At 68.3% G+C, this 19,960-nt stretch carries 21 protein-coding genes; 7 read left to right on the top strand and 14 right to left on the bottom strand.

Annotation, left to right across the window (positions count from 1 at the left end):
• The first annotated feature begins 424 nt into the window (after positions 1-424).
• From WH07_RS09325 to WH07_RS09335, 3 genes are all read left to right on the top strand, one after another.
• Positions 425-1,252, top strand: coding sequence for a hypothetical protein (locus WH07_RS09325; protein WP_157877308.1), 828 nt, complete (start codon positions 425-427; stop codon positions 1,250-1,252).
• On the top strand, positions 1,246-1,803 hold the full coding sequence (locus WH07_RS39640; protein ID WP_157877310.1) for a hypothetical protein: 558 nt from the start codon (positions 1,246-1,248) through the stop codon (positions 1,801-1,803). Before WH07_RS09325 ends, WH07_RS39640 begins: the two co-directional genes overlap by 7 nt.
• A 241-nt stretch (positions 1,804-2,044) precedes the next feature.
• Positions 2,045-2,980 carry a phosphotransferase gene (locus WH07_RS09335; RefSeq protein ID WP_046497746.1) on the top strand — a complete coding sequence of 312 codons (936 nt, stop codon included), beginning with the start codon at positions 2,045-2,047 and terminating at the stop codon, positions 2,978-2,980.
• 48 nt (positions 2,981-3,028) lie between these two features.
• Here WH07_RS09335 and WH07_RS09340 read toward each other — a convergent pair whose 3' ends face one another.
• From WH07_RS09340 to WH07_RS09390, 11 genes are all read right to left on the bottom strand, one after another.
• Positions 3,029-3,283: a PTS glucose/sucrose transporter subunit IIB gene (locus WH07_RS09340; protein WP_046497749.1), complete on the bottom strand. Its 255-nt coding sequence runs from the start codon at positions 3,281-3,283 to the stop codon at positions 3,029-3,031.
• Positions 3,284-3,309: 26 nt separating this feature from the next.
• Positions 3,310-3,708: a hypothetical protein gene (locus WH07_RS09345; protein ID WP_046497752.1), complete on the bottom strand. Its 399-nt coding sequence runs from the start codon at positions 3,706-3,708 to the stop codon at positions 3,310-3,312.
• Positions 3,705-4,343, bottom strand: a complete 639-nt coding sequence (locus tag WH07_RS09350; protein WP_046497755.1) for a nucleoside/nucleotide kinase family protein — start codon at positions 4,341-4,343, stop codon at positions 3,705-3,707. Before WH07_RS09350 ends, WH07_RS09345 begins: the two co-directional genes overlap by 4 nt.
• Complete coding sequence (locus WH07_RS09355; RefSeq protein WP_079023092.1) at positions 4,340-6,469, bottom strand: phosphotransferase; 2,130 nt, start codon at positions 6,467-6,469, stop codon at positions 4,340-4,342. Before WH07_RS09355 ends, WH07_RS09350 begins: the two co-directional genes overlap by 4 nt.
• Positions 6,462-8,087 (bottom strand): carbamoyltransferase family protein, encoded by a 1,626-nt coding sequence (locus WH07_RS09360; protein WP_046497761.1) that lies wholly within the window; start codon positions 8,085-8,087, stop codon positions 6,462-6,464. Before WH07_RS09360 ends, WH07_RS09355 begins: the two co-directional genes overlap by 8 nt.
• On the bottom strand, positions 8,080-9,012 hold the full coding sequence (locus tag WH07_RS39645) for a glycosyltransferase (protein WP_046497764.1): 933 nt from the start codon (positions 9,010-9,012) through the stop codon (positions 8,080-8,082). Before WH07_RS39645 ends, WH07_RS09360 begins: the two co-directional genes overlap by 8 nt.
• Positions 9,003-9,512 (bottom strand): hypothetical protein, encoded by a 510-nt coding sequence (locus WH07_RS39650; protein WP_046497766.1) that lies wholly within the window; start codon positions 9,510-9,512, stop codon positions 9,003-9,005. Before WH07_RS39650 ends, WH07_RS39645 begins: the two co-directional genes overlap by 10 nt.
• Positions 9,509-9,961 carry an ATP-binding protein gene (locus tag WH07_RS09375; RefSeq protein ID WP_157877312.1) on the bottom strand — a complete coding sequence of 151 codons (453 nt, stop codon included), beginning with the start codon at positions 9,959-9,961 and terminating at the stop codon, positions 9,509-9,511. Before WH07_RS09375 ends, WH07_RS39650 begins: the two co-directional genes overlap by 4 nt.
• Positions 9,962-10,178: 217 nt before the next feature.
• Complete coding sequence (locus WH07_RS09380; RefSeq protein ID WP_232788794.1) at positions 10,179-10,748, bottom strand: flavoprotein; 570 nt, start codon at positions 10,746-10,748, stop codon at positions 10,179-10,181.
• Complete coding sequence (locus tag WH07_RS09385; RefSeq protein ID WP_046497773.1) at positions 10,745-11,980, bottom strand: helix-turn-helix domain-containing protein; 1,236 nt, start codon at positions 11,978-11,980, stop codon at positions 10,745-10,747. Before WH07_RS09385 ends, WH07_RS09380 begins: the two co-directional genes overlap by 4 nt.
• 166 nt (positions 11,981-12,146) lie before the next feature.
• On the bottom strand, positions 12,147-12,362 hold the full coding sequence (locus WH07_RS09390; RefSeq protein WP_046497776.1) for a hypothetical protein: 216 nt from the start codon (positions 12,360-12,362) through the stop codon (positions 12,147-12,149).
• A 47-nt stretch (positions 12,363-12,409) separates the two neighbouring features.
• Here WH07_RS09390 and WH07_RS09395 point away from each other — a divergent pair, with 47 nt between their 5' ends.
• Positions 12,410-12,637, top strand: coding sequence for a hypothetical protein (locus tag WH07_RS09395; RefSeq protein ID WP_046497779.1), 228 nt, complete (start codon positions 12,410-12,412; stop codon positions 12,635-12,637).
• Positions 12,638-12,665: 28 nt separating this feature from the next.
• Positions 12,666-13,148, top strand: coding sequence for an NUDIX domain-containing protein (locus WH07_RS09400; protein ID WP_046497781.1), 483 nt, complete (start codon positions 12,666-12,668; stop codon positions 13,146-13,148).
• A gap of 11 nt (positions 13,149-13,159) precedes the next feature.
• Here the strand turns inward: WH07_RS09400 and WH07_RS09405 are convergent, their stop codons facing one another.
• The 3 genes from WH07_RS09405 to aspS all read right to left on the bottom strand — a co-directional run bounded on the left by WH07_RS09405 (position 13,160) and on the right by aspS (position 16,704).
• Positions 13,160-14,080, bottom strand: coding sequence for a phosphorothioated DNA-binding restriction endonuclease (locus WH07_RS09405; RefSeq protein ID WP_052744311.1), 921 nt, complete (start codon positions 14,078-14,080; stop codon positions 13,160-13,162).
• 204 nt (positions 14,081-14,284) lie between these two features.
• Positions 14,285-15,142, bottom strand: a complete 858-nt coding sequence (locus tag WH07_RS09410) for a hypothetical protein (protein ID WP_046497784.1) — start codon at positions 15,140-15,142, stop codon at positions 14,285-14,287.
• 251 nt (positions 15,143-15,393) lie between these two features.
• Positions 15,394-16,704, bottom strand: a complete 1,311-nt coding sequence (gene aspS, locus WH07_RS09415) for an aspartate--tRNA(Asn) ligase (RefSeq protein WP_046497786.1) — start codon at positions 16,702-16,704, stop codon at positions 15,394-15,396.
• 539 nt (positions 16,705-17,243) lie between these two features.
• Between aspS and WH07_RS09420 the strand changes: the two genes are divergently transcribed.
• Positions 17,244-18,095 (top strand): hypothetical protein, encoded by an 852-nt coding sequence (locus tag WH07_RS09420; protein WP_046497789.1) that lies wholly within the window; start codon positions 17,244-17,246, stop codon positions 18,093-18,095.
• Positions 18,096-18,147: 52 nt separating this feature from the next.
• Positions 18,148-19,677 (top strand): amino acid permease, encoded by a 1,530-nt coding sequence (locus tag WH07_RS09425; RefSeq protein WP_046497791.1) that lies wholly within the window; start codon positions 18,148-18,150, stop codon positions 19,675-19,677.
• Positions 19,678-19,960: the final 283 nt, after the last annotated feature.

Below are 19,960 nucleotides of genomic sequence, written 5' to 3' on the forward strand. Positions count from 1 at the left end.
GCGACGGCCGTGGGTGTTCTGACCTGGGGCGTAGCGCTCGGGGTGGCCCCGTCCGGACGGGCGAGCCGAATGAGACCAGCTCCGCTGGCTGTCACTGCAGCATGAGCTCGGCGAGCCGCTCCCAGTGGCCCGTTCACCATTGGTTCTGAGTTGGTTGCCCGCTCCCCCTTAGCCGCTGGGAGCGGCCTTTCCGTGCCGTCAGGTAGCAATCTTCGGGTTGTCCTGAACACCCTTTATAGGTACGGCAGATGGTGTTTACTGCCTGTCTGATGGGCTGATCACGCGCTTTGAGAATGAGGGGGAGGCAGCAGTGGAGCAAGTAGGGGGCGGAGAGGGTGCCTCCCCGGAACCGTCTGATGTCAGAAACGAGCTCTCTGGGCAGGTGACTGGCCCGGCTATCCAAGCAGGGACGATCCATGGCGGCGTGAATATCACAATGCCGGGCTCGCTGCCGGTAGCCGAGGATACCGATGAGGCCCTCGCCGAGGAATTGCGCAGGTCGTCACAGATCTGGCGAGCCCGGTTCTCCAGTGTCGACTTGGTTAACCTGCCACGGGTGGCGATGCTCACGCAGGGCAACGCGGTGGCGGCTGCGGCACGGAGAGCCGGACTCGACATCACGAGACCGTTTGGCGGGCAGGGGATGGCGCCGGGGGAGTTTGTCCGGATCGTTCGCCCCTTGTTCGAGACATGGGACGCGGAGGCGATGACGCTCTTAGAGCGCACCGCAGATAAGGTGCATCGTGGCCTTCTGGTCTCTTTCGAAAGCGCTATGCGCTGCAGCAACCCGCCCGAGGTTCCGCTGAAGGAGCCGACTGGAGTCCTGACCAAGGATCCTCACCTCATTTTCCCTGTCGGGGCAAGGAAGGTGATCATTACCTTCGACCCGCGTTGGCTGACGACGGCGACGGCGAATACAACGCTTCATGAAGCTGCTCGGAATCCGCTGGTTTTCTCGGGTATCGGAACTGTGGCGTCGGTATCGGAAGAGGGGAACATTCGAATATCCGCGCTTGTGTTCGGGCAGCCGGAGACCTTGGTGCAGGCTCAGTTTGAGTATATGAAGAATTCTGTTCTGCCGGAGCCGCCCGGTTTGACGTTGGCGGACTTTTGTAATGAATTGTCAAGTTCGGAGCTGTTGCAGCTCGACGGCGTTCAATCGCAGGGAAGGGAAAACGTGAGTCGCAAAAGTGTCGCTCTACTATTCGATGAAGATAAAGTGTGCCCGGGCAGATCGATCGAGATGTGCTGACCCAGGTCTCGCGAGTCGTCCCAGAGTATCGGCGTGATCTGGGTATGGCCGTCGCGAGTCTATTCTTCGACGGTAACGGTGCTGCGCCCGCTGACCTCGCTGCTCGTTTCCTTGCCAGGGAACCCGCGCTCTGGAAGTCCCTCACAGTGCCTGGGCTTACTACTCTGATCCGGTCCTGTAACCTCGCTGTCGCTACCGTTTCTGGGCTGAGTGAGGAGCAGGCGGCGGACCTGCACGAGGCGATGCGTGAAGCTGTTGCCAGTTATCTCGGATACGTCGAGGTAGACAAGAAATTGCCCCTGCATGAGCAGCTTCTTCCGGAACACGATGACTACCATGTCGTCGGTGCCGAATTGCGATTGGTCTACAGTGCGGCAAAGCGCGCTCTCGACGAGGCTAATGGTGAAGACCTCGAAGCACCGTTGAATGAATGGCGGCAGGGAGGATTGTTTAGCAGCGTGGAATGGGAAGAAGATCTGGAACAGTCCGCAGTCGAACAAAAGGAGGCGTCGATGATTATAGAGGCTTGGCTGAACGCGCAGTCTGAATGATTCCCGCGGGTCGACCGATTAGAAACCCCCTGCTATGACGCTCGGATTCCGGGATTTGAGGGGAGTCGGCACTGGCATCGACACTGGCTGCAAGAAGGGCACTCCCATACTCCCGGCGGCAGCTGTGCAGCAAGTCGAGTGTGTGATCGCGGCCACCGTGGCAGCCCCCGGACAAGGACTGGCGACCGGCGTTGCCCGTTGGCCGACGGCGTCGAATGCTGCTGTTCTTGAAGGAGTGTTGATGGCTGCTAGTTCAGAGCCTCGGTTGCTGTGGCAGGACCTCCCGCCCGGGGTACGCGGTGAAATCACGGACCGCAGCGGTGCCCCAGTGCTGCGGGCCGTGTCGCAGGAGGGCGGGTTTACGTCGGGTCTGGCTGCGCGGCTCTTGCTGGCGGATGGTCGGCGCTTGTTCGTGAAGGGGATACCAGTGGGGCATCCGCTGGCGGGGATGTATGAGCAGGAGGCGGCCGTTGCGGCGGCTGTTCCGACCGGCTTCTCTTCGCCGGCTCTGCTGTGGTCGGGCGGGATCGAGGACTGGGTGCTGCTGCTTTTCGATGACATTGACGGGCGTCATCCCAGTCTGGCCCCAGGCTCTGCCGATCTTCCGGGGGGCCTGGACACCGTGGCGTCGATGGAGAAGGTGCTGACGCCGTGCGCGTATGCCGGTGCGCGGCCGGTGGCTGAGGCGATGGCCCGGGTTTCGAGCTGCTGGCGGACGCTGGCCGCCGACCGGCCGGGCGACCTCGCCTCGTGGTGCGTGCGGCATATCGCTGACCTGGTCGAGTGGGAGACGCGGTGGATGCCCGCGGCGGAGGGCGACACTCTTCTGCACGCTGATCTGCGGCCGGACAACATGGTGCGCGAGCATGCCACCGGGACCGTGTTCGTCGTCGACTGGGCGTTCGGGTATCGCGGGGCCGCGTGGTTCGACGCTGCCTGGCTTGTCCCGTACCTGATTATGGATGGTCATACGCCAGCATCGGCGGAAGCGGCCTTGGCCGGGGTTCCCGCATGGGAGTCTGCGGATGCCGACACGGTCACGGCACTGGCCGTGTCGGTAGCCGGGCACTGGGAGTTGGCCCGCCGCCGCCCGTCGCGGCCCGCGCTGCGGGCGTATCAGGACCGGGAGGCCGCGGCGGCGCTGGCATGGACGGCGTACCGGACCGGCTGGCGGTGATGAGCCGGTTGTGCCGGTCCGGCTGTGACGCGTCGGCAGGGGCTGTGGTTACGGGGCGGCCAGGAGCTGGGCGAGGGCTGCGGCCAGCGGGGTGACGGCGGCCGGGCCGACCACGATCTGGAAGGTGTCCCGTTCCAGGACTCCCAGGACGGCGGGATGGTCTCGCAGAGCGGTGTCGTCGACGCGGGCGCGGTCGGTGAGGGTGAGTCGTAGTCGGGTGACGCAGTGCGCCAGCGAGACGATGTTGTCGGTCCCGCCCAGCAGGTCGCGCAGGACGGCGGCGGTGCGCACGTACTTGTCCATGGGCTTTTCCTGTGCAGACGATGAGGTCATCGGGCGCCCCACAGATACCGCTCGATGTCGATCTCCGCGTAATGGACTTCGGGCCGGCCGTCCCAGTACGCCTTGCCGACCTCGTGGGCGATCAGCGACCGCAGGCGCAGGTGGGAGTCGAGCCAGGTGCCAGGCAGCCGCCAACGCGACCATTCATCCGGGGCGGTCTGTTCCAGTGCACGGTGGGATCGGGCCAGGGCGTTCCGCCACTCGTGCAGGACCTCGGAGGGCACAGCCGCGGTGTCGTGTTCGTCGGCGTCGGCGAGGAAGGCTCGTATCTCGGCGGCCGTGGCGCGCAGTCCGTTCACCGCTTCGGTCGTGGCCGTGTCGTCGGGAGGGGCCGCCAAAGCGGTCAGGAGGCGGCGGGTGGTCGCCGCTGCGGGCTCGTGTGTCATACCGCCTCCGTTGATCGGCCGCCGGTCAGTGCTTCTCGTGGCGAGAGCTGGCGGACGAGGTGGGGTGGCAGTGCGTCGAGCAGCGTTGGCCAGCCCGAGGCGTCGGTGACGTCGAGCGTGGTGAAGGTGCCAGCGGGGATCCAGACCGGCAGGTTGTCGAGGAAGTGGCGGTAGGCGGTGAGGAAGCCGAGGTCGAACCACAGGATGTAGCGCTCATCGTGCGCGTACGCGGACCGCCGGGATATCGAGGTGCCAGGGTCGGTCAGCAGGACCAGAGTGGTGAGGTCCGGGTGCGGCCCTACGAGGTTGAGGTCGTGGCACAGGGCCAACGCCTGCTCGAAGTCGCGGTGCGGGGCCCGGCCGGTGGCAGCCAGCGCGTAGCGGTAGGCGAGGACTCCGATGTGGCACCGGTCGGAGGCGACGATCACCCCCGGGTGGGTCCGCGACAGGTGCCGGGCGGTGCTGATGCGGTCTCGGGCCTCGTCCAAGAGGAACCGAGCGGTCGCGGTGTCCGAGGAACTGTTCTCCGGGGGCTGGGCCTCGGGGAAGACCAGCAGATGGTGCGGTAACGCGGTCTGGAGTTGGTGGAGCAGGGTGGTCTTGCCGGCGCCCGGCATGCCGTCCAGGACGATCACAGCCGGGGTGTCCCGTCGGATTCGAGAGCGTCCAGAACGCCCGGTGCGAGGGCGATGATCTGGTCGGCGAGCGCGGTGTCGATCTCGATGGCCCACTGCAGGACCCACCGGAAGTAGCGGGCGGTGTGCCACAGCAGGTGCCGGGCGTCCACCTCTGAGAGGCGGCCGAGGCGGGCGCTCTCGTCTTCGTAACCGGACAGGGCGAGGGCCGGGTCGCGGCCGTCGATCAGGCAGTTCTGGACGTACAGATTGGTGAGGTCCTCGTACACGCACCCCACCCCGCAGCCTTCGAAGTCGATCAGGCCAGGCGGCAGGCCGGGGGTGAGCAGGAGGTTGCGGGCGGAGTAGTCGCCGTGGACGAACCCCCTTACGCACACCGTCTGTTGGTCGGGTTCGGTCTTGTCGAGAACTGCGGACAGGCGGGCCCGTACGGGGTGGGCGTCCTCGTCCAAGGGCCGGATGTTGCGGCCGAACGGCGGCAGTTCGGTGAGGGCGTCGGCGGGCAGGGAGTGGAGGCGCGCGGCGACTTCGCCGAGCGTCCACGTTTCGTCCTCGTCGTGCGTGTTGTCGGGGGCGGTGCCGTTCAGGCGGGTGGCGGCCATCCATGAAAGGGCGCCTTCGACATCGTCGTTGCCGAGGACTTCGGGCACGCGCAGACCAGGTACCGACGCGGCGAGGCGGAGGCCGATGGTTTCGCGGCGTGCCCGTTCGGCGGGCCGGTGCGTATAGATCTTCAGGACTGCGGCCTTGGAGAGGAAGACCATGGACCGGCCGCCGTAGCCGACGATCGCTGCCTGGTCGAAGACAGTGTCGAGTGCGGATTCGGCGGCGTGGCGCGCACAGTCGATCTCACTTGCCAGCCGTGCCAGCACCGGGTGCTCGCGGCCGTTCGCCGATGTAGGTGTTTCGCCCATGGTGGGTTCCTTCCGTGTTCGCCATTCGTGGAGCCAGTATGGTGTCTGGCCTGCGAGTTTCTCGATTTCGCCCGACCCGGCCGCCGGTGTTGTCGCCGGTCCTGAGATACCGCGTACGGATCGATAGGCGCGATGTGCCAGTCCGGCTGCCGCTGCCCAGGAGAACTCGGTCTCGATCAGTTGGCGGCCCGCTGTGCCGAGTTGTCGGCGCAGGGGCGCGTCGTCCTGGAGTCGGGCCACCAGACCGGGTATGTCGTCCATGGACGGGGCGGTGGAGACCAGCGCGAAGGTGTCCGGGGCGGGCAGTCCGGCGAATGCCTCGGCTGTGCCGACGACCGGCAGGCCGACGGCCATGTACTGGAGCACTTTCAGCTTCATCCCGCCGCCGGAGTCCAGCGGCGCCAACCCCACCTCGGCTGTCGACAGCGCGGACGGCAGATCCGGTACCGGGCCGTGCAGCCGTACGGTGCTGCCGGTGCCGAGGGCGCGCAGGGCTCGTGGGTACCGGCCGTACACGTCGACGTATCCGCCCCGCGGTGCCAGCGCCGGGGCGAGCCGGGTACGGAGGAAGCCGGCGGCGCGGGCGTTCGGCTCGTAGAAGAGGTTGCCGACGAACGCCGCCGAGCCCGGAGTCTCACGTTCGCGAAGTGGGGTCGGACCGGGCTCCACACCGCACGGCACCACGTGCACCGCCGTCGCACGCAGAGCGGTCGCGAGGTCCGCGTCACGGCGGGTGAAGACCACCACGGCATCTGCCGCGGCCACGGCTGCCGCCTGAAGGACGGCGGCCTGGCGGCACTCCCACTCGGCGTTGCCGATCGTCCGGGCGACGGCGGCCTCGTCGTCGTGCATCTCGTACACGAGGGCGGCCCCGGCGGCGTCGGCGAGGGCGCGCCCGTAGCGGACGGTCAACTGCGTGTTGGACATCACCAGCACATCGGGGGCGAGGTCCTTCACGTGCGCGGTCAGCGGCCCGGTGTCCTCGTACACGGCGTCGTAGGGCAGATAGCGGACCGGGAACGGCCAGCGCCGGGTGGGCCTGGAACGGGGGTTGAGGTCGCACAGCAGCAGCGTCAACTCTACTCCGGCCTCGGCCAGATGCCGGTTCAGGTGCAGTGTGCGGGCGGCGGCTCCGGTCAGCGGGAGGGAGCGTTGGAAGCCGGCGGTGTCGAAGAGCACCGTGACCCGAAGCCTCTGGCGGGATTCAGGCATCGGTCTTCACCGCTACGAAGCCGCTGCTGAAGACGAGGGCGTCCAGGTCGGTGTGGCAGAACGTGGCCACCGCGTGCGCGGGGGTCTCCACTATCGGCTCGGTGTCGTTGAAGGAGGTGTTCAATACGACGGGCACGCCGGTGAGGTCCCCGAACCTGGTGATCAGGCGGTGGAAGGCCGGATGCACGGCCCGATCGACGGTCTGGACGCGCGCACTGCCGTCGACATGGGTGACCGCGCCGAGTTGGTTGCGGCGCTGTGCTCTCACCTGCGGCGCGAAGAGCATGTAAGGGCTGGCTCGATCGACCTCGAACCACGTGTCGGCGCGCTCGGCCAGCACCGCGGGGGCGAACGGGCGGAAGAACTCGCGATGCTTGACCCTGGTGTTGAGCACGTCCCTCGTCGCCGCCCGGCGGGGGTCGGCGAGGATGCTGCGTGACCCGAGAGCGCGGGCGCCGAGTTCGCTGCCGCCGTTGAACCAGCCGATCAGTTTGCCCTGCGCGATCAGTTCGGCCGCCGCGGTGGCCGGGTCGGACTCGCGCCGGTAGGCGAACGGGCGGTGCGGATGCCGCTCCGTCAGGCCGGAGGAGGGGTGTCTGCGCAGCGCGAGATGGATTTCGTCGTCGGTGTAGGCCCGGCCGAACGAGTCCCGTCCGGCCAGTGGCATCCTGGGAATCCGGCCGGTGAGCCGGTGGATGCCATGAAGGGCGTTCCCGAGGGCCTGGCCACGGTCCGAGGCCGGAGGGGGCACGAACAGGTCGGCGCCGGTGCGGCGGCGGATCGCCTCGTTCGCGACGCAGTTCATCGCGACTCCGCCGGCGAAGCAGACGTTGGTCTGGCTGTGCACTGCCATCAGGTGGGTGACGATCCCGGCGAGGGCCTCCTCGGTCTGAGTCTGGACCCAGGCGGCCAGATCGCGTGCCCGTGGCTCGGTCCAGGCGTACGGTCTCCCGAGATCGAGCCCGGACGCGGCGGCGAATTCCGCCAGCCCTCGGTCGTGGGTCCGTGCCAGACGGCCTTCGACCTGGGCGTCGGTGACGTCGAAGAGCGGAAGACCGATGGCCTCGGGGTCGCCGTATGAGGCGAGGGCCATAGTCTTGCCGGACTCCTGCCCGTCGAAGCCGAGCCAGTTCGTCACCGCCTCGTACGTCGCACCGATTCCGCCCGCCCGAGTCCTGCCCGTACGGTTCCCGCCCACCCGGGTGAGCGCCGTACGGTCGGCGAGGAAGTAGCTCTCGGTCTGGTGGTCGTTGCCTGATCCGTCCGCGACCACGACCAGCGCCTCGTCGGCGTTGGACAGGCAGAACGCTCCGTAGGCGTGGGACATGTGGTGGTCGACGGACACGATTCGGCGAGTGTCCATGCCGTAGCGGTCAAGACCGCCCGTGAAGCCGTCCTCCAGACGGGGACCGACGCATGAGAAGACCACGATGCCGACGTCCGCGAGGGTGAGGTCAGCCGCGTCCAGGCAGTAGGCGAGGGCGGCCTGCCAGCCGCCGCTGTACCGAGTGCGGTTCAGGCGTTCCTCGGCGATCGCGACGATCCGGTCGCCGACGACGATCGCGCATCCGCCGTCGTGTCCGAGATTTAACCCGACCGCTATTGGCACGTCACTCATGGAAGACCTCTTTCTTCGTCGCGGACTTCTCCGCGCTCGCGGTGTGTGTGCGTGTCCTGGCCATGGCCAGGCGGAGTCGTTCCGCCCGCAGCCCGACGACCCGCGCGACGTCGGCCACCGCCCCGCGGCGACCTATGCGGCTACGCAGGCGTGCGGGAGCGAGTGCGTCGCGCAGTCGGTAGCTGTCGTAGATGTCCGCGCTGGGGTGGATCGCCAGCAGCCGGGCCACCGAGACGCCGTGCCACAGAGCACGTCCCCGCACGGCGGCGGGCGTCAGGTCGGCCGGATGGATCGCGCGGTGCACCACGGCATCCGGCACGACGACCACCAGATGACCGCTGAGCTGGGCACGGACGGTGAACTCCAGTTCCTCGCAGCTCAGATGGCGCCGACCGGTAACGCCGAGCCGGGTGTCGAACCGCGGCAGCGGACTCCGGCGGATCGCCAGGTTGCAGCCGACCGCCCAGAACGGGGCGGCGAGTTCCGCGGTGGCCTGTGGCCACGTAGGTGGTACGAACAACTGGAGTACGTCGGCGGGTACGTTGGCGGTGGTCCCGCCGGTGAAGTACGGGATCACCTTGCCGCCCGCGCAGTACGCTCCCGTGGTCTTCAGGGCGGCGGCCATCCGCCGGGCCCAGTCCGGCTCGGGACGGGCGTCCGGATCGGTGATCAGCACGATCTCGCCGTGCGCCTGCCGGATCCCGGTATTGCGCGCCCGCGACAGCCCCGGCCGTGCTTCGTGCACGACCCGGCATGGCGTGCGCCCCAACCGGTACGGTCCCGGTGGCAGGACCGGCGCTGGATGGTTGTCCACCACGACCAGCTCAAGGTCCTCGGCCGGATAGTCCTGTGCCCGGACCGCCCTGGCCAGGTCGCCCAAGGCTTCGATATTGCCTCGCACCGCGACCACGATGCTCATCCGCATGCTCGTCCTCCACTGTCGATGTAGCGCCCGGTGGCGCTGGTCGTCTGTCCTCGGGGGAGGGGCGGAGCCTGGGGCCGGGCACGGGGACGCTCGCGTACGGGACAGACCACGGCCTGGTAGTGGACCCCGTCGCGGTCGACGACCTCGAAGGACAGCCGCTTGCCGGCGCGCAGGGCCAGCAGCGCCCGCCAGCGTGCTTCTTCGTCGCCGGTCCACCGGCCGGCCCGGCTGATGTCGGGCCCGTCCAGGAACCGGGCGAACAGTTCCAGCCGGTCGGCGGCCCACGCCACAGCCGCTTCCGGGCCGGAGACGGTAACTCTGCTGAGCCAGAACAGCGGCCGGATGATCGCGCTCTGGCGGTCCGGGCTGTCCAGGATCGCGAAGGCTTCGCAGCGGAAGAGCTGGGACGGCGGCGGGCGGCGCCAGACCCGGTCGATGCTGGCGGCGGCCTGCCTCCGGTCGTCGAACATGCCATGGTGCGGTGGACGGGAGGCGATCACGACGCATCCTCCGGCCTGGCTCCCGGCAGCGCGAGCGACGCCCACACCGTCTTCCGCCCGCAGGAGCCGGGCCGGTATCCCCACCGGTCGGCGAGTGCCTGGACGAGGATCAGGCCCCGGCCGCCTTCGTCAACCTCGGTGGCCTGCCGTATGGCCGGGCGCCCGCCGTTGTCGTCTTCGACCTCCAGCACCGCGTCGCTGTTCTGGACCGTCAGGATCGCGGTCACGCCGCCTGGGTTGCCATGGTGGATGGCGTTGGCGACCAATTCGGTCGCGATCAGTCCCATGTCGTCCGCGACCTCGGGGACACCCCACAGCCGGAGGGCGGCAACGACCGCGTGTCGTACGGGGGCCACGAGGTGGAGCTGCGGGGCGATGTCCACGCAGATTGCCTGCTGGAGCCCAGTGCCGACAGACGCCGGTTCCCCGCTGGGGAGGGTCGCTGTCACCGCTGCCACCACCCCTGCCGGACAACGGCATCGAGGCGCCTGAACGGGGCGTACCGCTGGCTGCGGTGGTCCGTCTGTGCGGTCCCCGCGCTGTGTCGCTCGACCATCTCCGGCATGGCAGCAAGCTTCGACGTGCCATGAACAGAGGACCCGGACAGTTTGTCAGGGTCCTCTGTTCCCGCAGATCAAGGCAGTTGACGAGCCGTCATTCCATGGCTTACACGGCATCCGTGGCGCGGTCGATCGCGTCCAGCACCGCCCCCCATGGCAGATCCCGCCCGGCGGGGGCCGCGCGTGGCTCGTGCAGCGGCCAGATGTCCGGGCCGTAGACGAGGTGAACCTCGGCCTCTCGCAGCGCGGCGATATGGCCCCGCCAGGCGGGGTGGCGGGCGTGAGCGGCGTTCACCCTTGGGAAGACGACGACCGGCAGCCCCAGGGTGCCGATGGCTTCCCCCACCTGCGTCAGCGCCTGGTTGTCGGCGATACCCGTCGCGAGTTTGGCGACCGTATTCGCGCTGGCGGGGGCGACCACGTAGCAGTCCACGCTCGGGTGCGGTCTTGCCTCGCCGGGCAGCCGGGGCTCGTCTCGCACCGGCAGGCGGGTCAGCTTCTCCAGCCGGTCGACCTCACCGTTCATCCGCAGCCACCGGCCGGCCGTCGGAGTGAGCGTCACGGCGACCCGCCACCCACGCGCCATAGCCGGTTCCACCAGCCCCGTGCGCAAGGCTTCGACTCCGCCAGCACTCGTGCCCACGACCCCGAGGACTCCGCGCTTCTTGGTGTTCACTCCACCGCCCTGCATCGTTGAGCCATCATGAACAACTCCGACGAACGAGCGCTGCCGGTGACCGGGAATTGCTTGATCAGGTCGCGCAGCGTGTCCCGTACCCGGGGATTGTTCCGCACGAGCTGTGGCGACGCCTGCTCGGCTGTACGCAGCTCTGCGAACGCGCTGTCGCCCTGGCCCGCCAGTGAGAGGGCACGGGCGTAGTCGATGCGGTGGGAGACACCGCGTTCCGGGGGCATGTGGTCCACATCGATCTCACCGTGCTCCACGACATACGAGATGTTGTCGAGGTCCAGCTCCACCGACAGCCGGTGTAGCACGACATTCGTCGGCCCGAAGCTCGTCTGCCAGTGGTTCTCGTCGGAGCCGAGCTGGTCGGCGAGCACCTCTGCGCTGTTCAGGAGACTCGTCGCCGTGGCCCGGTCCTGATGCCGAGCCGCCGCGATGGCAGCCCGTAGATAGATCATGCCCAGCAGGCTCAGGGCGGCCGGATCGGTCTCATCGACCCGGGCCGACAGCCACGCCGACGCGGTGTTGCCCAGCTCCATGGCGTCGTCATACCGGCCATTGGCCAGCAAGGCATGTGTGCCGGACCGCGCGGCGGACGCCAGGACCAGTGGGTCGCCGGATTCGTCGGCGGCCCGCATGGCTCGTTCGGCGGCGAGCCACGAGATGTCGGACTCCCCGATCTTGGCGAGCGTCGTGGCGGCGAGGTGGTGCACCCGAGCGGAAACGGCCCAGCAGTCCCGGCGTTCCGCAGCGGAGCGCGCGGCGCGGTCCTCAAGCTCCTGGGCGGTCTGGAGGAGGCCGGGGAGCCCGGCGATCACCTTGCCGAGCCGGCCGGACTGGTAGTCGTCCCAGGTCTGTTCTACGAGTTCGGCTGTCGGGCCGGGGCTCGGGAGCTGTGCCTCGGCTTCCGGCCCGAACAGCAACCGGGAGAGACGACGCGGACTCATCAACGCGTCCCGCACGGCCGGGACATCGTCCTGCTGCCTCTCATCCTCCATGAGCACGGGTTGGCCGACCAGCTCTCCGAGCGGCACGCGAAGCACACGGGCCAGTTCGGCCAGCATGTCGATACGCGGCGGCTTGCGCCGACCGGACTCCGCTTTCGCCAGCCAGTCCGTGCTACGGCCGACGAGCCCGGCCAGTACCTGCTGCGTGTAGCCACGGCGTCTGCGGTGGAAGGCGATCCGCTCGCCGATGCTCAGGTGATCTCCGAGACCACGCATACGTGCTGCCTTCCGTGATGTAGGGGCGTTCCCCACGATAGCGACGCGGCAACGTGACGGATGAGGCCGGAGCTTTGGACGATCCTTGCGCTGCACGAGCTCAGCGTGAGGGCAGTGGTGTGCGGAGGCACGGACGATCTGTCCGGGACTGAGCAGTCAGCGGAAGCTACTTGCGAACGGCCGGGCACGATGAGCTGCGCGGCGATTGATGACGATAGGCAAACTGCGCTGTGCGGGCGGGAGCGTTCCACCTGGTGTGGATGCGGATCAGGTTGATGGCGGTCGCGGTGAGGATGAGCGTGAGCTGCGAATTGGCCATGCCGATGCAGCGGGTTCCGCGGACTCCGATGATGGCGACGGCTTGGAGGATGGTGCCTTCCACGCTGACGCAGGCCGCGCAGCGGTCCTTTCACCCATCTCGGGTTGCCGTTGGAGAGTCTCGTCCGGCACAGCCTGGAACTGGCCCGCGCGTACAGTGCTCAGAACCGCACGGACGAAGCTCTCGCCCTCGTCCTGGACGCGGAGGAGCTCGCGCCCGAGCAGATCCGCTACCACTTCATCTCTCGCCACCTGGTGACCGTCTGGGTACGGCAACAGCGTGGCAAGCCGAGCCATCTGCTGGCCGGCGTGGCTCAGCGGCTACGCGTCATCGGGTGATTGGTGCGCGACGGCTACAGTCGTTGCCATGAGCGACTCCGAAGCCCACGAGGCGGTAGCCCGGCCCCGCACCGCCGCCGGGGTGCTGTTCTTCGACGAGGCCGGGCGCGTGCTCCTGGTCAAGCCCACGTACAAGCCCGGCTGGGAGATCCCCGGCGGCTACCTCCACCCGGGCGAGACCCCGAGCGAAGGCGCGGCTCGGGAGGTCAAGGAGGAGATCGGCATCACCCCGCCCATCGGCCGCCTCCTCGTCGCGGACTGGGCACCCCACCCGGCCGAGGGCGACAAGCTGCTGTTCGTCTTCGACGGAGGCATCCTCTCGGCTGACCAGCGAGCCCAGATCGTCCTGGACGGGGTGGAAGTCGACCAGTTCGCGTTCCACCAGGCCGACCAGATCGACGGGCTGCTCATCCCTCGGCTGGCCCGCCGTGTCCATGCGGCGATCGGTGCTCGTGCGCGATCAGCAACCGCCTACCTTGAGAACGGGGCGGGCCGCGGCGCCGAGGGCTGATCCGCGCGTTTCTAGGCAGCCTGGGTTGCGGGGCGTTTGAAGACCTGGAGTCCGTGCCATACGACGTGGTCGGGGTCGATGCCGGGCAGTCCGGGGCGGGGCGTGGTGACGGGCCGGCCGTGGAGAGCGTCGATGGCCCGGCCCGCGTGGCTGCGCGCTACGTAGGACTGGGAGACCTGTATGTGCAGGGCGGGTGTCAGCCCAAGGACACCCAGATCGAACAGGGCGTGGTGCAGGGAGCACAGTGCCAGGCCGTTGTTGACCGCGTCCGGGCCGTCCTGGCTGTGCCACCGGACGTGTGCGGCTTCGAGTCCGACGGGGTTACGTCCGAGCGCGCCGTCGAAGCCGCAGAAAGCGCAGGCGTACGCGTACGCCTGAAGGACCTCCTCCGCGAACCCGGCCCGCCGACGGCGTTTCTTCGCCGGCCCGTGGTGCGCCGCGCTCTCCAGCCCGAGCAGGTCCAGGCCGACGGCGTCGCAGATGGCGGTTTCCAGGGCTGGGGTGAAGTGCTGGTCGAGCAGGAGCCGGGCTGCCGCCGCCAAGGTGCCCGGACCGGCCAGCAGGCCCTCGATGTGAGGATGCAGCCGGCCATGGGCTCCCCTGGTACGCAGCCAGCCTCCGCGTTCCGGGGCATCCGGGCCGATGGGGTTGCCGTCCCGGTCCCGCAGGTTCCACAGATCACGCTCAAGATGGACAAAGGGCATGGCGGCCCGGTCCCTGGCCCTCGAACGGTTCGCCATCGACGGCCCGAAGTCATTGATCAGCCGGCTGACGGGCTCTTCGGCTTCGTCATACGTGACCGCGGTGCTTCCCGAAGCGGCGAACCGCCCCAGCAGCCACAGCACGAGCAGCGGCTTGTGCGGGGCGCGGCGGTTGCCTATCTGGGCGCGCCGCAACGTCGCCAACGCGCTCAACAGTTCGTCACCTGTCACACGGCCACTCTCCCATCAACCGGCAGACAGAACTGTTGTGTACCTGGCGAGCAGAGGAGCCGACCTCCACGGTCGGTCAGGTCGGCCGAGGCTCATGGGCCGGTCTGTCTTCCTTGCTCCTTCCCACCTGCGGCGGTGCTCGTGGTCGCTGCTGGGGTGGTGGCCCACGGCTTCGGCGAGGCTCCTTCGCTCACGACCAGGTCGTCAGCCCCTCTGAAGGTCGTCCGCGACTCGTGCCGCCATGTCGCGGGCCAGTTCCAGGCGAGGGTTCTCGGGGTGGGCGTCCGAGGCCAGGATCTTCGCGCAGACGAACAAGGTCATCAGCTTGCCGTCCCGGCTCTCCAAGTTGTCGCGCCGTTCGTGGCGGACGCGCTCGGCCAGCGCTGGGACGGCTAGTGAGTTCCCCCACAGCGACGCCGCGTCCAGACCTTGAGGGGCCATGCCCCAGTCCTCCCAGTCGAACAGGCAGAACCGTGGTCCCGTCATGTTCGCCCAGTTGAGGTCGGCGTGTGCCGGCCGCCACTGGCGCAACGCCGTGTCGGTTCCGGCAGGGAGGAACCGCTGGATCGCCTCAGTAACACCGCTCTGGGTGATCGTGACGGTGTCCGGGGTGGCCACGCGCCTTGTCTGCTGGATGGCCAGCGCGTCCAGCGACGTATTCAGCGCCTGCCACCAGTCGTCCGGCAGGTGGGGGTCGGTGGCTAGGACGCTGCTGCCGATCGGCGCTCCAGGCAGGAGGTCCGTCTCGTCGGCCCGCCACATCACGGCGTCATCGGGCTCACGCCAAGCCGTGCCCCGGTGCCATTGGGGCCTGGCCACCCCGTCCAGCAGGGCGGCGCATTCGGTTCCATTCCAGCCCTGGCTCCCGATCTTGTCGAACCGGCGCCGCTCGATCCGCACCCAGGTGCCACGGTCGGTACGCGCACCGAGCGAGCGCCGTTTACGTACCTGCGTCTCCCGGTCCAATGACGTTTGGAAGGCGCGCTCAACCTGGGCGAGTACCTCGTTGACCGGCTCAACTCGCAGGTCCACGTGGGGTGTAGCGGACAGAGAAGACGGCACTAGACCTCCATGGCGACGGAACGACGCTAGCAAGAAGGGGCATGCGAGTTCCCAGAGGGAGTGGAAGAGCTCTTCTCGCGGCGGACTGCGCCACCAAGGCCACCTCTCCGAAAGGGAGTTGGTGCTGCGGGCCGACTGGGACAAGAACCCCGCTGAGACGTGGACGCATGACCTGCGCAATGTCCGCTACTGAGACCGCGTCCCACGACACGAGGCACTGGCCCGTGTCGTGGGACGCGACCCGCGGCCGGTTACGGGGTGAGCCGGTTCGGTCCGCGGAAGAGGAAGGTGGCCTCGCGGATGGAGTCCAGGCCGAGCATCACCATCAGCACCCGGCCGAGGCCCATGCCGAGCCCGCCGTGCGGCGGGCATCCGTACCGGAACGCGTTCAGGTAGTCCTGCAGCGGCTCGGGGCTCATGCCCTTCTCGGCGGCCTGCTTCAGCAGGACGTCGTACCGGTGCTCACGCTGGGCGCCGGTGGTGACTTCCAGCCCGTTCCACAGCAGGTCGAAGCTCAAGGTCACGCTCGGGTCGTCGGTCGGCCGCATGTGGTAGAAGGGCCGGATGCCGACCGGGTAGTGCGTGATGAACACGAACTCGTGCCCGGTGGCCTCCTTGATGTGAGTCGAGATGCTCCGCTCGCCCTCCGGGTCCAGGTCCTCCTTGATCCCCTCCGGGTCCCAGCCGCCCTTGCGCAGGATCTCGTGCGCTTCGGCCATCGTGACGCGGGGGAAGGGCGTCGTGGGAACGGTGATCTCGACGCCGAAGTGCTCGGCGATCGCCTCACCATGCGCGTCGGCGACCTTGGCGATCGCGTGGGCGAGCATCTGCTCCTCGAACGCCATCACGTCCTCGACGCCGTCGATCCAGGCGAGCTCCAGGTCGACGCCTGTGAACTCGGTGGCGTGCCGGGACGTGAACGACGGCTCAGCGCGGAAGACTGGCCCGATCTCGAAGACCTTGTCGATGCCGGCCGAGATCGCCATCTGCTTGTAGAACTGCGGCGACTGCGCCAGGTAGGCGCTGCGGTCGAAGTAGCCGAGCCTGAAGACCTCAGCGCCGGACTCCGAGGCGGTGCCCATGAGTTTGGGGGTGTGCATCTCCGTGGCGCCCTGCGCGTAGGCGTACTCACGCATCCCCTGCTCCAGGGTGGTCTGCACGGCGAACATCAGCTGGGTGGAGGGACGGCGGCGCACGTCCAGGAAGCGCCAGTCCAGTCGCTGCTCCACGCCGGTGTGCTCGTCGATCGGCAGCGGTGTGGCGGCTCGGTTCAGGACCTCGACCGTCTCGGGGACGATCTCCAGGCCGCCGAGTTTCACCTGGGCGGCGTCGACGACGCGGCCGGTGATGCGGACGGCGGATTCGGGGGTGAGGGCTTCGAGCTGGGCTTCCAGGGGGCCGCCGTCGCGCTTGTGGGTCACCTGCGCCATGCCGGTGTTGTCCCGCACGATGACGAACTGCATTTTGCTCTGCAGGCGGAGGGTGTTCACCCATCCGCAAACGGAAACGGTATGGCCGACGTGTTGTCGCAGGTCGGAGACGTGTACGCCGCTGTGGATCATTTCGGTCCTCCGAAGGACGTCGTCATGATCCCTTGGGAGTGCGGGCGAGAAGGGCAACTCGCGGTACCACCGCACTTTCGCCGCCACCAGGTGGCGGCCTCGTTCGGGCCTGGTGACGGGGGCCGGCCGGCGGGGCATCGGACCACCAGCCGGGGTCGTTCCTCCCCGCGCTCAGGAGGGTCTTCACCTCGGGGTGCGAGACCGCCTTCGCAGCTACCGGCGGTTCTCTCGGCTCGCGTGATCCCTGGCTACTCGTCTCCGTCAACGCGTTGCCCAGAAGGATACGGATACCGCGACCGAGCCCGCAATCAAGTAGAGCCCTACGGCCGCCCTACGCCTGGTCCTGGAGGCCGGGAATCAGCCTGCTCCCGGCCTCGCGGGCTACGGGCGCGAGAGGCGCGGGGCCACGGCCCGGCGGCCCGACAGCCGAGGTGGTCGGGCGCGGACGGGGGCGAGAAGGAATGAGAACCGGACGATTTCTCGACACGCATCCGGCGAGGGACGACGAGGTATTGCGGCGGGTCCTCGAAGACGCCTCAATGGGTCGCTGGGAAGGCCCACGCGACCTGCTGACCTCCACCGGCTCGGACTGGGACCGCCGGATCTTCCGCCTCCAGGCCCTCGCCGAGGCCGGGGCGCGGCTCAGGTTCGCCGACACCTGGGCGAAGGCCGAACCGCGCTCACCGCACGCCCTCGCCCTGCTCGCCAACGTGCAGGCCCTGCGCGCGATGATCGCCGGACGCGACGCGGGCCGTGCGCTGATGGAGGACGCCTGGGCCACTTGCCGCACCACGCTGGACGTGTGGCCGCAGGACGTCGCCCCTCTCGTCGTCATGCTCGCGCTGCTGCGCACCCACGCCCCCAACCGGAACACGCTCGGCCGTGTGTGGGAGGAGATCAAGCAACGCGACCCCTGGAACCGCGAGGCGCACCACGAGGTCGTCGCCTACCTGCTCCCCCGCAACCACGGCACCCAGGGCGAGGCCGCGTGGTGGGCCGAGGAACAGGCATCCGCCGCCCCCGGAGGCTTGCCCATCGCCGTCCTGCCGTTGGTCGTCCTGGCGGAGGCGCACCGGTCCCGCCAAGAGCAGGACCAAACGTCCTACGGCTTGACGATCCACCCCTGGGTCGAGTGCCCGCAGATCGACCACGTGCTGGAGCACTGGTGGCGCTACCGCGCCCCGCGCCCCCACGCCTGCTTCGCCGATGACGCCAACTACCTCGCCCACGCTCTGTCGTTCGCGAACCGCCACAACGAGGCCCTGGAGGTCTTCGACGCGATCGGCCCGTACGCCACGCGGGTCCCGTGGTCGTACTGCGGCCAGGCCCGCGAGCTGTTCCTGCGGCACCGCGCCTGGGCCTACAGCCCGCCGCGGCGCCGGCGCCACTGAGCACCCCGCCCCACCCCTCTCCGGTATCTCACGTACGAAGGACGGACTCCCTGTGCCTCTCGATGTCTCCCGCGTCTCCGACGAGGAACGCCTCAAGCAGCTCGGCTACCAGCAGACGCTCTCCCGCTCGATGTCCGGCCGCGCCAACTTCGGTGTCAGCTTCACGATCATCTCCATCCTGTCCGGCTGCATGACCTTGTACGGCTATGGCATGAACACCGGCGGGCCGGCGGTGATCATGTGGGGCTGGTTGCTCGTCGGCGTCATGACGCTTCTCGTCGGGCTGTCGATGGCCGAGGTCTGCTCCTCCTACCCCACCAGCGCGGGCCTGTACTTCTGGGCGCACCGCATGGCCCCCAAGCGCACGGCGGCGGCGTGGGCGTGGTTCACCGGCTGGTTCAACACCCTCGGCCAGATAGCTGTCACCGCGGGCATCGACTTCGGCGCCGCCAACTTCCTCAACGCCCTTCTCGACCTCCAATTCGGCTACGCCGCCACGCCCGGCCACACCATCACGCTGTTCGGGATCATCCTCGCCCTGCACGGCGTCCTGAACACCTTCGGCGTGCGCATCGTCGCCCTCCTCAACGAGGTGTCCATCTGGTGGCACATCCTCGGCGTCATCGTCATCTGCGGCGCCCTGGTGCTCGTCCCCGGCCACCACCAGTCGACCCACTTCGTGTTCGGCGAGTTCGTCAACAACACCGGCTTCTCGTCGAGCGTCTACGTGGTGCTGCTGGGCCTGCTGATGGCGCAGTACACCTTCACCGGCTACGACGCCTCCGCCCACATGACCGAGGAGACCATCGACGCCTCCACCGCCGGCCCCAAGGGAATCGTCCGCTCGATCCTCGTCTCCCTCGTGGCCGGATTCGTTCTCCTCTTCGGCTTCACCTACGCCATCCAGTCCTACGAGGGCGCCCTCACGACGGACACGGGGGTGCCCCCGGCGCAGATCCTCATGGACGCGCTTGGCGCGGCGGCTGGCAAATGGCTGCTCCTCGTCATCATCGTTGCCCAGCTCTTCTGCGGGATGGCGTCCGTGACCGCCAACTCCCGTATGATCTACGCCTTCTCCCGCGACGGCGCGCTGCCCTTCTCCAGTACGTGGCACAAGCTCAACCCGGCCACCCGCACTCCCACCAACGCCGTCTGGCTCGCCACCGGCGGTGCCTTCGCCCTTGGCCTGCCCTACCTGTGGAACAGCACCGCGTACGCAGCCGTCACCTCGATCGCGACCATCGGCCTCTACATCGCCTACGTGATCCCCACCTTCCTGCGACTTCGCAAGGGAGACCGGTTCGAGCGCGGCCCTTGGCACCTCGGCTCCTGGTCCACCATCGTCGGCACGATCGCCGTCGCGTGGGTCATGGTGATCACGGTGCTGTTCATGCTGCCGCAGAGCTCACCGATCACCGCGAAGACCTTCAACTACGCACCGATCGCCGTCGGCGTCGTCATCGCCTTCTGCGGCACCTGGTGGCTCACCTCGGCCCGTAAGTGGTTCCTCAATCCTGCCCATCCGCGTAACGCGAGCCCGACTCGCGGGCGTAGCCGCGGAACGATGGGGGCTCGTTGGTAGACCCGGCGTACTCCAAGGCGTGGAGCGGCTGAAAACTTGTCGGCCGAGCCGCCAAGCAGGCAGGTCACTGGGCGTTTTCGCTGGTCGTTGCCCATGCGGAGAAGGCAGTGGCGAAAGCTTGTGTGAACCGTTGAGTCCGTCTGTATGCCGCAGGCCCGACCGGTGTTTCCGGTCGGGCCTGCGGCGTGCTGGGGCCGGTGTCAGCGACGGTGTGCGCGTGGTGTCGCGGGCGCTGAGCGGTGGGTGGGGTTCTGGTGGGGCGTCGTGGTCGGGGGCTTTGTGG

It is taken from the genome of Streptomyces odonnellii (assembly GCF_000981895.1).
GTDB lineage: Bacteria > Actinomycetota > Actinomycetes > Streptomycetales > Streptomycetaceae > Streptomyces > Streptomyces odonnellii.

Bases quoted from the DNA above. Each gene is read 5' to 3' on its own strand.
- WH07_RS09335 (WP_046497746.1), top strand. From the start codon at position 2,045: ATGGCTGCTAGTTCAGAGCCTCGGTTGCTGTGGCAGGACCTCCCGCCC.
- WH07_RS09340 (WP_046497749.1), bottom strand. From the start codon at position 3,283: ATGGACAAGTACGTGCGCACCGCCGCCGTCCTGCGCGACCTGCTGGGC.
- WH07_RS09345 (WP_046497752.1), bottom strand. From the start codon at position 3,708: ATGACACACGAGCCCGCAGCGGCGACCACCCGCCGCCTCCTGACCGCT.
- WH07_RS09355 (WP_079023092.1), bottom strand. From the start codon at position 6,469: ATGCCTGAATCCCGCCAGAGGCTTCGGGTCACGGTGCTCTTCGACACC.
- WH07_RS09360 (WP_046497761.1), bottom strand. From the start codon at position 8,087: ATGAGTGACGTGCCAATAGCGGTCGGGTTAAATCTCGGACACGACGGC.
- WH07_RS39645 (WP_046497764.1), bottom strand. From the start codon at position 9,012: ATGCGGATGAGCATCGTGGTCGCGGTGCGAGGCAATATCGAAGCCTTG.
- WH07_RS09385 (WP_046497773.1), bottom strand. From the start codon at position 11,980: ATGCGTGGTCTCGGAGATCACCTGAGCATCGGCGAGCGGATCGCCTTC.
- WH07_RS09400 (WP_046497781.1), top strand. From the start codon at position 12,666: ATGAGCGACTCCGAAGCCCACGAGGCGGTAGCCCGGCCCCGCACCGCC.
- aspS (WP_046497786.1), bottom strand. From the start codon at position 16,704: ATGATCCACAGCGGCGTACACGTCTCCGACCTGCGACAACACGTCGGC.
- WH07_RS09420 (WP_046497789.1), top strand. From the start codon at position 17,244: ATGGGTCGCTGGGAAGGCCCACGCGACCTGCTGACCTCCACCGGCTCG.